Here is a 15269-nt window from a genome sequence, read left to right as displayed (position 1 = left end):
TAGGGGGCTAATATAATGAAAAATTGGGATGAATTTGATCAAATAGTAAAGTCATCTATGTCAGAAGAAGAGTATGAGCGTCATATTTTAATATCTAAAATTTCAGCTGATTTAATAAGATTAAGACTTGAACAAAATATGACTCAAACAGATTTGGCGGAAAAATCTGGCCTAAAACAATCAGCAACTGCCAGGCTGGAATCAGAAGAAGTGCTGCCTAAATTAAGTACATTACTTAAATTAACTAAAGCTTTAGATGCTAATATTAATTTAAATCCTAATCAAGAAAGTATAATAAAAATTGAATCTAATAAAATGATTAATAATAAAGCTGATTAAAAATATTTTGCTATTTATTAACTTCCATGTTAATATATAATTACAATTTAATAATTCTACTCTTATTAAGAGTGGTGGAGGGAACGGACCCGGTGAAACCCAGCAACCCCCGTCAGGGAAGGTGCTAATTTCCGCAGCAGTTGTGCTGAAAGATAAGAAAGAAGCTGATGATTATCTATGAGCTCTTCTCTTATTGAGAAGAGTTTTTATTAGTTTAGACTATAAAGATTTTGGCTCAGTCGGGTCCATCTCTCTAATATTAAAAATAATATTAGGAGATGATTAAATGTTATTAGAACTACAGAAAGATATTGCTGAGTTGGAGAAGGAATATAAGGGGTTGGAGACTTTTGAAATTGAAATGAAATTAATTGAGTTTGAAATGACAGTAATTAAATTATTAAATGGAAAGAAATTTTTAGTTAAACCGCCAGTTGAGGAATTAAAGTGTGATTTAAAAAGTATAAAAGATAATCTCTATAATTTAAAAGATGAAGAACTGGAAGATCTAATGGGAAAGATCAAAGATAAAATTGATTATATTATTGATGGACAGATGACGGCTGAAATTGGTGGAGCAGGTATCTATTTTAGAAATATGAGAAATGCAGCCAAAAAGAAAAGAGAAGAAAATCAATAAATTTATTAAATACTAATTATTAAGACTCCTTCTTATTTTGAGGAGGAGTTTTCGCATTATACATCAGTTCGCGACATAAGGCTGTCATCCTTCTATGTTAGTATATAATAAACTGAAAAGGAGGTTTTAAGTATTTTTTGACGAATAATATTATTATGAAATAAAAGTTATTGCAAGCAAATATTATTGACAAATTACGACTTAAATCGACAGAATATTTAGAGTTATTAATAAAATATCCATTAAATAAAGGTGAGTATAATGTACATAAACTCAATTGATTCAGAAAAATATACTAAAAGAATCTTAACTAAATTATTAAAAAATTATGTTTTAGAATGGCTGGGCGCCACAGAATTCAGATCAACTTTTAATTTAAAAGATGCTGTTGATTACTGCGGCCAGCATAAAATGGAATTAATAACCTATCATGTTGAATCATTAATGGAAGAAAACAGCAGATTTGAACATGTATACGAAAAAATTATAAATTTTAGGGATTTCAGAGACCTCTTAAATTTTCTATCTCCTCATCCCTATGATACTGCAGAATCAACACTTTTGGAATTTTTAAGAAATCATGAAAAAATTACTATTATTGAACATGAAGCAGATGACACATTTAAGTTTTATTTAACTGAAGAATTAAATGAATACAGAGAAGAAGCAGAAAAAATAACAAATCTAAGTGTTTATTTTCGATCTTTTGTAGAAATATTATTAGATATTAAAAAAGAAATTTTCAGTTTTGATGAGTTATATGAGTTTTTGCTGGAAGAGGAAATAAGCTATGATTTACCAAGAAATTATCAGGATTTTCTTTATTTTAGAAAAGAAAAGTCATATGATGTCCCCGAAATTCTGAAACTAATAGAAGGTGAAAAAATTACTACTCCAAAAAAAATATTTAGAGATCAAATAAAGAAAGATTACAATCGGTTTTATAAAATATTTGATAATTATTATGGTTCAAGAAGCTGGAATAGAGATGCAAAATTTCAGGCATATTTAAAATTATTTGATGAGTTTCTGCAGAATAAAAATAAAGAAAAATATAAATATTTAGGGAAAAAAGTTTTAGATTTGATACCCAAAGTTGATAAATCAAAATATAAAACGGAGAGACTAGAAAAAAATATTAAAAGGATTTTAGAAAGGGGTTAATAATCTTGGCAAAATTAAATTCAATAACTAAAAGTACTTATCTTAATGAGGGGCTTAAGGTTTTAGAACAGATAAAAGACGAAAAATATGAAGATTATCAAAAACTGATGGATAATGTAGATGTTGATCAAAATTCAAAAAGCAGCTTAAATACCTGCTGGAGTGAGATTAAAAAAAGATATTTAGATTTTAATCAGAATCAAAAAATATTATATTCGCCAATGATTAAACTTTTTAACAGCAATATAATTCTAAAAAAAGAATTAATGTACCTAAATTATCTTTACACAGAAGCTGCTTTTAGAAAGATAATTTTGGAATTAATATATCCCAAACTTTTACAAAACAATGGGAAAACAAGTGTTAAGAGAGAAGAATTAACAACTTTTTTAAACCAGTTTATGGAATACAGTCAGGCAACAGTTGCTAAAACTGCTCAGTCTTCTGTAAAAGCTTTAGTTGATTTTGGACTGGCTGAACAGGATGGGAAAGACATATTAATTAACTTTTACCAGCCTGAATTAAAAACTGTAATCTATGCACTTTACAACGAATACAGCAGGGATAATTCAAAATACAATAAATTTAACATTTTAAATCCATCGTTGGACTATATTCAAGAAAAAGCAGAATTTCCTAAACTGCTGCTAATAAATCCAAATTTTATTGATTCATTTCTGCAGTCTGGCTGGAAGGAAGGATATTTATCCTACGAGCCTCGTGGTGGATTAAATCAATATGTTTTAAAACATAAAAACGCTGCGCAATTTGCAGATTATATAGTTAAGGAGGAGTCATAAACATGAAAACTTACAGTGATCTATTTGAATTAAGTCAGAAGCCGCAAGAAGTTATAACAATGGATGAAGCAGTTATTAACAGCAGAGAACAGGTAATCAATGATTATGTAGTGACCTCTCAAATTAAAAAAGAATTCAAAAATGTTTTACATAGTTTGACTTTAGATAAAGGCCAGGGATTCTGGGTACAGGGTGCTTATGGTAGTGGTAAATCTCATTTTATGTCATATATTACAGTTCTGCTGCAGGGCAGTAAGTACTGGGCCAATTTAGCTGATGATATACAGGAAGAGTATCTCGATTTTTTTGCCGATAAAAATTATTTAACAGTTAACTTTACTCTGAGTGAGGTTAATAACTTAAAGGTAAAACTATTTGATGAGATAGAAAAAGAATTTAAAAATAATGGAGTTAATTTGACTATCAAAAAAGATGCAAAGATAGTAAAACAGTTTTTAAATAATGAATATGAAGGACTGAAAAAGGAATGGTTCTACGATATTTTAGAAAATAGTTTAGATGTCAGCGCTGCAGAATGGAAAGAAGCTTTAGAAGCAGATGCTACTTCCAGACTGGCAGAAATAATTATAGCTTACAGAAAAGAGAGAGGCTCCTTCAGTCAGAAAGAATATCGAGAAATTATTTATCCTAATATGAATGAGGGTCTGGAGCAGATCAGCAGTGTTCTGGCTGCTAATTTTGACGGGTTGGTAATTTTTATCGATGAACTATCAGAATTTCTGCAGAAAAAGAAATCTAAAAATGAGGAATCAGAAAGTTTAGAAACACTGCAGGCTCTTGGTCAGAGAATTAAAGAGCTTCCGATCTGGCTTTTAGCTGCTGTTCAGAAAAACCCGGCTGAAATAATTGATGAAGAATTATACATTGGAGATGAAGAAGAAAAAGTTTTTGACAGATTTGAACCAATTAATTTGAGTGAAGCTGATATCGAAGAAATTATTGATCAGAGGATTATTATAAAAAATGAAAATCAGCGCAAGAGTATTAAATCTATTTATAAAGATCTTAAAAATAATAAATTCAATCTGGAAAAATCTATCAGTCAGGAAAGATTTATTAAACTCTACCCCTTCCACCATGAATTTGTAAATTCCTTAGTTCAGCTCTCCAGCTATGGTTCCCGGCAGCGGGCAGCAGTTAGAGAAAGCTGGGAAATAGTCAGTAATCGTTTAAACACTTCTGCTAAAAAGTTAATAACAATTGATGATCTTTATGATATTTTTGAAGATGATGTGATTTACAACAGCTTTAAAGAATACTATGATCTCTATAAAAATGTTTATCATGAAGCAATTATCAAACCTGGATTTAATGAAGACAGTGAACTGGCAGATAGAGTTATAAAAGCTCTTATTATTTATGGTATTAGAGATAAAGAGCCGGTTAGTGCAGAACAGCTGGGAGAATTTTTAATGGCTGATATGGGAATGGGAGTCGGACTTTCCATGATTAATATAGAAATAGAAGAAATCTTAAAGACGATTAATCAGGATGTTCGTGGAAAAGGGTTAGAGATGATCAGCATTGAAGATGAAGAAGATAAATTTTACTGGCAGGTTAATCCTAATGCGAGTGGAATTAATGTTGAGTCAGAATTATTAGAAGCTGTACATCTGCTGAATGAAAATGATATTATGCCTGATATTCCAAGCTTTATCAATAATAACCGCAAAACATTTCATAATTTTAAAGTTCATCAAAATCAAAATCAGATGTCAGAAGAATTTTTATGGAGAAACACAGTTAGAAAAGGAATTAACTATTATAAAAAAATTACAGATGAGATGAAGTTGAAATCCTTTAAGCCTGAAGAAAGAGGAATTGAATTTGCTTTAATTTTAGATACTCCCTTTTATGATAACTATAATTCTAAAACCAAAAGGGCTGAAGTGTTAGCACAGGATAACAAGAGAACGATTTTCTGGATACCTCAAAATTTAGATCAAAAAACAATAAAAGATCTCAAAAAATATAGAGCTGCCAATAATTTAATTGGCAAATACTCTAATCCTGCCAGTGATGAAGAAACACAAAAATTAGCTCAGTTAAAAACTGAAAGAGATAATCTAAAAAACAAGATAGAAGAAGCAGTTGTAAGAGCTTATGCCAATGGAAAGTTAATCAATCACTATACTGAAGTTGATGATATACAGCATTTTCAGGATGTTAAGAGAATAATGGAACATTTTCTGGATCACATTTTAGATGATCTCTATCTTAAACATCCACACTACAAAAAAAGCATCAGCCGCAGGCAGAGCAACTCCTTAATCAGAGATTTCATAATTCCACTTAAAACTGATGCAGAACTAAGCGAAATTGAAAATATAGCAGAACCTTTAGATATTGTAAATTATAATGGTAAATACTACAGCTTAAAAATTGAAAATGAAATTTTTGAAGAGATAACTAAAATTTTAAGTGATGAGGAATGGCACAGCAGTAAGGAAATATATAATAAGTTTAGAAAAGAACCATGGGGTCTACAGGAATACAGTTATGAAATCATACTGGCCGCTTTAATTTCCTACGGCAGCATTAGAGCCAGGGATAAAAATGATGATGTTATTAATTCAGAGAAATTTAATATAACCTATTTCAACAGTGGTTCTGCAACTTTAGCAGATAAGATTAAAGCTATCAGCAAAGGAAAACTTGTCAACAGCACAGTCTGGAATGACATAGAAAAAGTATTTGAGGTGTTAGATTTAGATTTTAGAGCAACTAAAACAACTGCCAACCAGGATAAAAATTGGGAAACTTTAATTCAGTTCACTTTGAAGCTAAAAGGTGATATTAATAGAACCAAGGATAATCTGGCCAGACTGGGTGGACATACTGAACAGTATCTTGATTTTAAAGAAAAATTTAATGTCTTTAAAAAATTCAATGATTTTCTTGATGAAATTACTTCAATCAAAGAAAGAGAGTCAGAATATGGACTGAGGAAGTTTAGAGAAATCATGCTGAAGAAATTTAATGACCTGCAGTTTTTTAAAGAAAAGTACTATCAGCTGAAAAAAATAATTACGATAATTAATGATGATCGCCTTGATTCTAAACTCTTAAACTATTACACCTATTTTAAAGGAATTGATAGTTATGATTATAAGCTGGAAGAAGTAGAAGAGATAAAAGAGAGATATGATAATTTAGCTGAAATAATTTTAAAAGCAGATAAAATTAAGGAATTATTAAGGGAAAGTGAAAAAGTTAAAGAAGCTTATAAAGAAAAATATATTAAAGCTCATAATAAGTATCACAGCAAATATCAGAGCTTTCTAGAGCGGGTTAAGGATCTGGCTGAATATAAAACACTCTCAGAACTGGAGGAAATTAAAAAGATAGAAATTTCTACAACTTTAGACCAAAAAATGAAAAATATCAAAGAAAATTATTATCCACATTGTGTTAGATTAGAAACTGATAATTTAGATCAAAAACCAATTCATGCCTGTGGATATGTTCTCGGACACAGCTTTAATGAGATCAGTCTGGATAAAGTTAGAGAACAGTTAATGGCTGGAATTAAAGAATATATAGAAAAATTAAAAGGAAAGAGGTTTATTGAACAGATTAATATCTATCTGGAAAAACAGCCTGAAAGCAGACTGCGTCAGCTTAAAAATATTGAAGTCTATCAGCAGGAAAAAATATTAGATGCTGTTGATCAGGACTTTGTGCTTGCAGTCAATGAAGCTCTGGATTCAGCTTATCCAGTTGAAGTTAAATTGAGTGAGATTGCTGATCTCTATCGAGGAACAATTGCCAGTGATCAGATAGATGAGAAAACAAATGAAGTTAAAGAACTGCTGCTCAAAAAGATTAATTCAGAACTGGAAAGGAATCAGGAACTTGATTATGATCGAATTGTACTTTCAATAAAAGATGAATAAAATGGGCTACCTGTTTTTAATATTATCTATCCCTTTCGATATTTTTTAGAAACAATTGATTCTCTAAAAATTTCAAAAAAATTATATGATGGAGAAGCAGCAAATATGTGGGATCTGCTGTAAGAAATCAAGCAGATAATAAAGTGTTATTTCATCTCTAGGTTTAAGAACTGTATCCCTAGATTATGATGAAGTGGTTAAAGAAAATAATAAATACCAGCTGCAGACAGAAAAGAAGAGATGAATGATCTAGAACCATCCTGGATTTTTGAAAATGAAGAGGGAAAAAATTATGCTATAGAAAGACATATCCCCTATTATCCGATGAGCAGGGCAAGCAGCCACTTAGATCAGCTGAAAAAATCACTGGCAGTCTACAGAATGGCTTTTGGGCAGGCCAGACAGGAGGATTTAGTTGATTTTATTGAAGAAAATCTTTCTGAGTATTATATTGATAAGTTGATGGACTATAGAATAGATCTGGCACCTTAGAAATAATAGAGAATTATGATTTAAACAAATACATTCCGAATTTTGAAAGAGTATTTAATTGAAGTGGCTGCTTAATTGTGGCTGCTTTTTTTATTTTTAAAATAATACTCATATAATTTATGACCATTTGATCAAAACAACCAAATGTATTATAATGTTTTTATTACGAAAGGAATGATCAATAATGAAAAAAATTAAAATTGAGTGTAACTGGACAGAATATCATAGTGGTGAGTTAACAGTAGAAGCAAATGATCCAAGAAAAGCTATAGAACTGCTTAAAATGGAACAGAATCGACTTTTAGAAATTTTGATAGACAAGTATGCTAATGAAACATTTAGTAGTTTAAGCGATATTTCTGTTTTAAATAAGGGGAAAAAATCTACTGGGAAAATTGATGCTGTAATTAAAAATAACAATATTATACATGATGATAAAATAATTTGAGAAAGGAAGTTGTTATATTTGCTTAAAAACAAAATAATTAAATCAGCGGATAGTATAGATATATTTATAAAGGTATTAAAAATAAATAAGAAGACAGAAGTAGTTGGTATGATAACACTTGATTATTATAATAGAATGACTGCTGTAGTAGAATTAATGCATGGAAAAAATGCTTTTAAAAAAATCGGAACAGATGATTTATTTAATAAGGCTTTTATGTTGGATGCATTTTCTATAATTTTAGCATATAATTCTCCTCAAAATATTAAGGATATAGATAATAAGTATTATAAATTCAATAAATTTCTTTTTATTGAAGCAGATCGCTTACAGATGGATATAAAAGATCATTTAATTATTTTGGATAAAAATAGCTGTTTTAGTTTAAAAAATAATTGCAGAATATAAATACTTTAGATATTAATAGCTTAGAAATAATATTATATAGTTATTTTAATTAAATAGACTGATAAAATTGTAATAAATTATTTTGAAAAGAAATTTAAACTATAGTAATATTGTAATAAATTAACATTTTACAGGCTATATAAAATTTCAGAAAGGAGATTTTATTAATATAGTGAAAAAAATTATCAAAAAGGAAGAAAATATGAAATTAATAAAGTAGACAGCAGTTTCTGGATTGATGAAAAGGTTAGGACTTGGAATGTGTAGAATGGTTTGATAGACCATTAACCACAGCTGATGTAATAGCAGCTCATGAAAATGTTTTTCAATACTTTGAAGGAATACTAGAGGAGGCGGTCTATGACCAGGATAAATTGATAATGTATACTGGAAGTGTATATTAAAATTTCATCCTATAACAAAGCTACACAGCGAAAATATCAAAGGGGTTGGGGATTATAATCTGGATGCCCCCTTCTTCCCCCTATTATCGAAGTACTGACATCTATGGAAGTCAGGCAGCTGCAGACAGAAAAGAAGAAATGAATGATCTAGAACCATTCTGAATTTTTGAAAATGAAGAGGAAGAAAATTATGCAATAGAAAGACATATCCCCTGTTATCCGATGAGCAGGGAAAGCAGCCACTTAAGAGCAACTGAAAAAATAAAAATCACTGGCAGTCTACAGAATGGCTTTTGGGCAGGCCAGACAGGAGGATTTAGTTGATTTTATTGAAAAGAATTTTTCTGATTATTATAGAAAAAAAGCTGATGGATTACAGGATAGATTTAGCTCAATAATTTTAATATTATGTTTGATCTACTAATTTAAAATCAATAATAATGCTAAGAATTTCTTGTTGCATTTAAACTATAATGCTATAGTATAAATATAAGAAATCAAAAGTATTGATGGGGGTAATTAATATGAACAAAAAAATTGAAATAGAGTATCCTGACACATTACCTGATTTGCTTCAAGAAAGTTCAGAAGTTTTTGAAAGAGAAGCAAAAATGGCAATGGCTGTTAAATTATTTCTGCAATAAATAATGGAGAGAATATTGGTCTTAAAAAGGCTATTAATAATATGAGAAACAATGGTATTTGGATAAGTGAAAAACTTGAAGAAAAAGCATTTGAATTAATTTTGAATAATTTATAATTATCCCTTCTCATTTGAGGAGGGTTTTTTGCATTTATACACCAGTTCGCGACATAAGGCTGTCATACCCTTATGTTAGGCTAAAGAAAAACACCTTCAAAGCAGGAAAACACCAATATTTAACGAATATTTAATATTAGGAAATAAAAGTTATTATAAAAAATATATGTGACAAATTACGACTTTAATCGACATAATATTTAGAATGAGGTGGTTTAAAATGCAGAGTAACTTCTCTTTTTTAAAGACGAAGTGGTCAAATTTAGCAGAAATAGCTGAACTGGCAGAAGAAAACTTATATCAGGACCCAAATACTACAATTGTCAAATTAAGGATGTTTACAGAACAGATTGTAGATTATATATATGCCTATGATAATTTAGAAGAACCTGAAGAAAACAGTTTTTTTAATAAATTAAAATTACTGGAAAGAGAAGAATTAATTCAAGGAGAAATTGAAGATGTATTCCATACTTTAAGGATTGAAGGAAATAAAGGTGTACATGAGTCTTTAGATTCGACTGAAACTGCTAAAACCCTGCTTTCTTTAAGCCATAAACTTGCTGTCTGGTTTATGCAGCTTTATGGAGACTGGAATTATGAAGCAGAAGAATTTAAACTGCCCGAAAAAAATGATGAGCAAACATCAGACTTAACAACACTTAAAAGGAAATATGATAGTCTGATTGAAGAACTACAGCAGGAAATAGATGATTTGAAAAAAAATCAGAACAGTCAGGAAATAGAAGGCAGAAAAGAAAAAAGTAGAGAAATAAGCAGCAATTTAGTATTTAATGCTGATGAAAATAATATTATTAAAATTAATAAAGATAACAGCATTGAAATTAGTTCAGAATATAAGTTTATAACTACAGATACTATTGAAGATAAAACACCAGCTTATAAAGACTCCTGGGATGCTGTAAGAAGAGCTTTTAGCGGCAGACAGTGTCTTGCCTACTGGCGTTATCCGCTTTTTTCTAAACGAGGCGAAAAACATAAAGAACCTGATATTACAATAATTGATAAAGATTTAGGTGTTGTAGTCTTAGAAATAATTGATATTAAATTAGATGAACTGACTAATGCTCAGTATGAGCGCTGGAATTTTAAAAATGGCAGCAGCCAGGAAGTGATCTATAAAGTTGAAGATAACTTATATGAACTAAAGGGTCTTTATCAGGGTAATAGAAACCTAAGAAGAATTAAAGAGAGTTCTGCAGTGATTTTACCTGAGATAACTAAAGAGCAATGGTTAGAACAAGACTTTGATGATAAAAAAATTATTTTTAAAGATCAATTAACACCGAAGAAATTTTTGAATAGAATTGAAGAAATTGATACTTTAGCAGGAAATGAAAAGTTGAGCAGTGAAGCCTGGAATGATATCTTAATGATATTAACAGGTCAGATTACTCACAGTGTTCAAAGTTCTACAGATATTAATTCCACTAATGAATCGGATAAATTGAAAAAGCGCAGTCAGATAAAACAGAAAATTAAAGAGGATCTTTATGAAGTAGATATGCAGCAGGAGGTAATTGGTAAAACAATACCACCCGGTCCCCAGCGGATTAGAGGAATTGCTGGTTCAGGTAAAACTGTACTTTTAGCTCAAAAAGCTGCTCATATGCATTTGAAACATCCTGACTGGAAAATAGCTTTAGTATTTTTTACCCGCAGCCTATATGATAGCGTCATCGAAGAGGTAAATAAATGGCTTAAAAGATTTAGTAATGGCAAGGTTGAATATGATCCAAATAATAATAATTTACAAGTATTACACGCCTGGGGAGCTAAGGATCAGCCAGGATTTTATAGAGAATTGTGTAAGGCTCATGGTAAAAAACCATTAAGTGCTAGAAGAAAAAAATTAGTAGATGGAGCCCCAAATGAAAAGTTAGTTCATGCCTGCAAATATTTGTTGGAAGATGTTGCTGAAATAAAAGAAATTTATGATGCAGTTTTAATAGATGAAGCTCAGGATTTAGTAGTTGATAATGAAGAAATAAAATATGAGAATAAACAGCCATTTTACTGGCTTGCTTATCAGAGCTTAAAAACAATAGATAAAGATAAGGATAAACGTCTGATCTGGGCTTATGATGAAGCACAGAGTCTGAATTCACTAAATATACCTACTGCACCACAGCTATTTGGGGATGATCCGCATTTTAAAAGATTGGTCAGTGGTTTTCATCCCGGTGGAATTAGAAAAAGTGAAATTATGAATAAATGCTACAGGACTCCTGGCCCAATTTTAACTGCAGCTCATGCAATAGGAATGGGGCTTTTAAGAAAAGACGGAATGCTTAGAGGCTATACAACTCAGGAAGACTGGGAAAATATAGGTTATGAAATAAAGGAAGGGAGCTTTAATCCAGTAGGACAGAAGGTAGTCTTACATCGTCCTAAAGAAATGACTCCCAACCGGGTACCGGAACTATGGCCGGAGGATATTATAAAATTTAACAGCTATAATACTCGTAAGGAAGAGCTTAACAATTTAGTGGAAAAAATAAAATATAATATTGAAGTCGATGGCCTCTCGCCAAGTAGAGATATTTTAGTTATTGCTTTAGGAGAGAGTAGAGAAGCATATAATCTAAAAGTCAGAGCTGCTAAAAGGCTCAATAAAGAAGGATTTGATATTTATATTCCTAAAGCACTGAAAAATAATATTTTTTATCCCAAATTTCCTAATGAAGATAGAAATAAATTTTGGAATGAGGGTGGAGTTACCTTTACAACTACTTACAGAGCCAAGGGTAATGAAGCTTATATGGTCTATGTAATTGGTCTGGATAAAATTGCAGAAGATGAAAGTAATTTTGCCTTAAGAAACCAATTGTTTGTAGCTCTAAGCAGAACTAAAGGTTGGTTAGAAGTTAGTGGTATTGGTGATTTCCCGATGTATGATGAATTTAGAAAAGTTATTAAAAGTGGCAATACTTTTGAGTTTATCTTTCAGAGGCCGCTATTAGAAAAAGAAGAAAAAAATAAAGAAGTTTATTAAATAATTATATTGGAGAGATGATATATGCAGGATATTGTAAAAAATGGATTAAATCTTTTTAAATATTTAGAAGAAGTCATTCGATTGAGTTATAAGGTAACCTATAATGTTGATAACTACAACAACCTTTTATTATACGAATATCAGTTTCAGTCTGAAGAATTTATTACTATAGAAAAAGAAACAGAATTATCTCCTCCAGTAATAACAATTAAGAGGCCAGATGAGCCAGAGAGACCGGAAATACCAGAAATATTAAAAGGATGGATTGAATTTGAAGAAAATGATAAATACATTCTGCCAACTAAAATAAATAAAAAATCTGTTGTTAATGAAACTGGAGAGGAAGAAGAGATATATTTTTCTGATGAGGATCAAAGAATTGAAAGCTATCAGAAGTATGTAAATAAATTAGAAAATTGGTTAGAAGAAATTGAGCCGGTTTTAAAAATCAGAGATATTTATAATAAGTTATTCCAGGAAAGAAAAGCTCTGGATTATCAGGATAATATTGAGTTTGTAGTTGGTTATGGTTTAATGCAGTGGCAGAAAGATAATTCATTCCTCAATTATCCAGTTATTACCCACAATATGACTATTAATTATGATGGTAAATCAAATGAAATAAAAATTACATATCCAGATGATGCAAGCTGGATGTTACAGGACGAGCAACTTTCAGAATTTACATCTATGTCAGAAAGAGAAAGTATAAAAAAGGTCTTCAATGAATTAGTAAGTTCAGATCCTACTGAAGAGGGATTTCTTGATTTATTATATTTTTTAAAAGGACTGGCTCCAGGTGCGGAAGTCAAAAAAATAGACAAATTAGATTCAGCTAAGATTAGTCAGGATTTAAAAATTTTTGACGGCTGGCTTTTATTTACCCGCAAAAAAACAATTGTTGAACAGATAAAGGATATTGATGAATTTAAAAAGGAAATAAAAAATGCTTCAGCTATTGATAATCCAATTTTAGAACAAATTTTAACTCCACCGGAAGATAAAAAAATTGATCACAGTCAAATTGATACCCACACCGAGTGGGACAGCACTTTGGATAAGAAGGTCTTATTTCCTAAGAAAATCAACCAAGAACAGGTACGGATTTTAGATTATCTGCAGCAGAGTCAGGGAGTTGTAGTCCAGGGACCTCCTGGTACTGGTAAAAGTCACACGATTGCCAATCTTGTCTCTCATTTTGTCGCCAGTGGGAAAAGAGTATTAGTGACCAGTGAAAAAGAACAGGCTTTAAGAGTGTTATCTGATATGCTGCCTGATGCTGTTGAAAAATTAAGTATGACTGTTTTATCAAATGATGATGACAGGATTAAGAGGCTGGAAAGAGTAATAGATAATATCACTAATATAGTTTCCAACTCATCTGAAGCCCAATTATTTGAAAAGAGATCAAATCTGGAAAAATCATTTGAACATAAAAGAAAGAAATTAGAGTCTATCAAAGCAGATATGAAAAAATTATCTAATGCTGATAAGGCAGTATTTATAGAACCAATGGATAAAGAATTATATCCAGCTGATGCTCAGAGATTTGTTAAAAATGAAGAACATAAATATGAATGGTTTAATGATTTTCCTGCCTATGAAATAGAAGAAAAAAGAACTAAATTTGAAGAGATCATAAAACTACATTCGACAAATATTCCTTCAGCTGAAAGTCTCAGTGAAGCTTTAAAAATTAGAAAAGATATTGAAGATAATCTGGAAGATTTGGTAAATTATAAGCTACCTGATCTAAATCAAATAATAACCAAAGCAGAATTTGAAAAGATTGCAGAAAACAAGTATGAAATTGCAAAAAAAGAAGCAGATATTAATAAATATTTTGAGGGCTTAGAGTTAAAAAATAATTTAGATGATTTAAAAGAAGCATATAATTTTACTCAAGAAGTAAATGAGATTTATTCTGATATTGAAGAAAGCTGGGCTCTGGAGTTTATTGAAAACAATAAAAAAGAGATGGATAATATTGAAAAAAGTTTAAAAGAAATAAATGAGTTAAATAATAAAATGCAAAAAGAGGCAGAAAAATTAAGTTTTACAGATAATATAGAGCTTAATGATAAATATGATTACGAGAGTTATCAGAAGTTTATTGATCAGGCTCTTGAGAGAGTTGAAAATGGGAAAAATGCCTGGAATGTTTTAAGCTTCTTTGGTCTATTAGATAAGGGGCAGAAAGAGGCTATTAAATCTGTCCGTTTAAATCAGGAACTTCCAGAAACAAAAGAGACTTGGAAAAAGATTAAAGCATATATTGAAAGCAAAATTATTCAAAAAGAACTTATTGTCAAATGGGATAATTTTGCTGCTAATTTTATAGATAATAATTTGCCTGAAATAAAAATAGAAGACAAGGCGAAAAAAGTGAATTCAATTGTTAACAAAATTGTTAATGCCTTTAACTATAATAAATCCTTAAAAAATCAATTAAAAATGAAATTAAATAAAGTGATCTATGGTTCTGGAAAAATAATTCTAAATAATCTAGAAAAAGAATTTACAAATATATTAGAGGTTTTAGAGCTTAAAATAGATAATTTAAAGTTGAATCAGGCTGATGATAAATATAGCAAGCAAAAAGAATATTTATTGAAATTTAAAAATAAAAATGTTCATCCTACAGCTTTAAAATTGTTTGAAATCTTAGAAAAAGATTTTGCAGAATTCAGAGATCATGTAGATAGCTGGGGAGAACATTATAATCAATTAGTTAAATTAGATAAAGATCAAAAAAAGCTGCAGGAAATGAAAAGTTATTTAGACCTGAATTATTCATAGCAACCACGAAATATAATTTTCCTCTGGTTTAACTCTAAAATTATCTAATTTAAGAACTAAATAATAACTTTTTGAGTTG

Annotated in this window: 12 protein-coding genes and 1 riboswitch; all 12 genes read left to right on the top strand. The window is 30.1% G+C overall.

Features of this window, described 5'->3' with window-relative positions:
• Positions 1 to 15: 15 nt before the first annotated feature.
• The 12 genes from C7954_RS09070 to C7954_RS09020 all read left to right on the top strand — a co-directional run bounded on the left by C7954_RS09070 (position 16) and on the right by C7954_RS09020 (position 15190).
• Positions 16 to 339, top strand: a complete 324-nt coding sequence (locus C7954_RS09070) for a helix-turn-helix domain-containing protein (protein WP_089656104.1) — start codon at positions 16 to 18, stop codon at positions 337 to 339.
• Between the two features lie 59 nt (positions 340 to 398).
• A riboswitch (SAM riboswitch) is annotated at positions 399 to 498 on the top strand.
• Between the two features lie 127 nt (positions 499 to 625).
• Entirely contained in the window at positions 626 to 979 is a 354-nt protein-coding gene (locus C7954_RS09065; protein WP_134059663.1) for a hypothetical protein, read from the top strand.
• A gap of 261 nt (positions 980 to 1240) precedes the next feature.
• Positions 1241 to 2143 carry a hypothetical protein gene (locus C7954_RS09060; RefSeq protein ID WP_134059660.1) on the top strand — a complete coding sequence of 301 codons (903 nt, stop codon included), beginning with the start codon at positions 1241 to 1243 and terminating at the stop codon, positions 2141 to 2143.
• A gap of 5 nt (positions 2144 to 2148) precedes the next feature.
• Positions 2149 to 2943: a hypothetical protein gene (locus C7954_RS09055; RefSeq protein WP_134059657.1), complete on the top strand. Its 795-nt coding sequence runs from the start codon at positions 2149 to 2151 to the stop codon at positions 2941 to 2943.
• A 2-nt stretch (positions 2944 to 2945) separates the two neighbouring features.
• Positions 2946 to 6860, top strand: a complete 3915-nt coding sequence (locus C7954_RS09050; protein ID WP_134059654.1) for a DUF6079 family protein — start codon at positions 2946 to 2948, stop codon at positions 6858 to 6860.
• Between the two features lie 240 nt (positions 6861 to 7100).
• A complete protein-coding gene (locus C7954_RS09045; RefSeq protein WP_134059652.1) occupies positions 7101 to 7352 on the top strand; it encodes a hypothetical protein in 252 nt (83 codons plus the stop codon).
• 184 nt (positions 7353 to 7536) lie between these two features.
• Positions 7537 to 7800 carry a hypothetical protein gene (locus C7954_RS09040; protein ID WP_134059650.1) on the top strand — a complete coding sequence of 88 codons (264 nt, stop codon included), beginning with the start codon at positions 7537 to 7539 and terminating at the stop codon, positions 7798 to 7800.
• An 18-nt stretch (positions 7801 to 7818) separates the two neighbouring features.
• Positions 7819 to 8208: a JAB domain-containing protein gene (locus tag C7954_RS09035; protein ID WP_166667707.1), complete on the top strand. Its 390-nt coding sequence runs from the start codon at positions 7819 to 7821 to the stop codon at positions 8206 to 8208.
• Positions 8209 to 8462: 254 nt separating this feature from the next.
• Positions 8463 to 8612, top strand: coding sequence for a hypothetical protein (locus tag C7954_RS13680; RefSeq protein WP_166635513.1), 150 nt, complete (start codon positions 8463 to 8465; stop codon positions 8610 to 8612).
• 286 nt (positions 8613 to 8898) lie between these two features.
• The gene (locus C7954_RS13675; RefSeq protein ID WP_166635514.1) at positions 8899 to 9036 is read left to right on the top strand and encodes a hypothetical protein; all 138 of its coding nucleotides are present in this window, start codon (positions 8899 to 8901) and stop codon (positions 9034 to 9036) included.
• 556 nt (positions 9037 to 9592) lie between these two features.
• On the top strand, positions 9593 to 12388 hold the full coding sequence (locus C7954_RS09025) for a DEAD/DEAH box helicase (protein WP_166667706.1): 2796 nt from the start codon (positions 9593 to 9595) through the stop codon (positions 12386 to 12388).
• A 24-nt stretch (positions 12389 to 12412) separates the two neighbouring features.
• Entirely contained in the window at positions 12413 to 15190 is a 2778-nt protein-coding gene (locus C7954_RS09020) for an AAA family ATPase (RefSeq protein ID WP_134059641.1), read from the top strand.
• The last annotated feature ends 79 nt before the right edge of the window (positions 15191 to 15269 follow it).

Origin of the sequence: Halanaerobium congolense, from assembly GCF_004366375.1 — a bacterium.
GTDB lineage: Bacteria > Bacillota > Halanaerobiia > Halanaerobiales > Halanaerobiaceae > Halanaerobium > Halanaerobium congolense.
Note: the sequence above shows the minus strand (reverse complement) of the source record. Positions and strands in the feature narration are given on the sequence as shown.

Bases quoted from the DNA above. Each gene is read 5' to 3' on its own strand.
- C7954_RS09070 (WP_089656104.1), top strand. From the start codon at position 16: ATGAAAAATTGGGATGAATTTGATCAAATAGTAAAGTCATCTATGTCA.
- C7954_RS09065 (WP_134059663.1), top strand. From the start codon at position 626: ATGTTATTAGAACTACAGAAAGATATTGCTGAGTTGGAGAAGGAATAT.
- C7954_RS09060 (WP_134059660.1), top strand. From the start codon at position 1,241: ATGTACATAAACTCAATTGATTCAGAAAAATATACTAAAAGAATCTTA.
- C7954_RS09050 (WP_134059654.1), top strand. From the start codon at position 2,946: ATGAAAACTTACAGTGATCTATTTGAATTAAGTCAGAAGCCGCAAGAA.
- C7954_RS09045 (WP_134059652.1), top strand. From the start codon at position 7,101: ATGAATGATCTAGAACCATCCTGGATTTTTGAAAATGAAGAGGGAAAA.
- C7954_RS09040 (WP_134059650.1), top strand. From the start codon at position 7,537: ATGAAAAAAATTAAAATTGAGTGTAACTGGACAGAATATCATAGTGGT.
- C7954_RS13675 (WP_166635514.1), top strand. From the start codon at position 8,899: ATGGCTTTTGGGCAGGCCAGACAGGAGGATTTAGTTGATTTTATTGAA.
- C7954_RS09025 (WP_166667706.1), top strand. From the start codon at position 9,593: ATGCAGAGTAACTTCTCTTTTTTAAAGACGAAGTGGTCAAATTTAGCA.
- C7954_RS09020 (WP_134059641.1), top strand. From the start codon at position 12,413: ATGCAGGATATTGTAAAAAATGGATTAAATCTTTTTAAATATTTAGAA.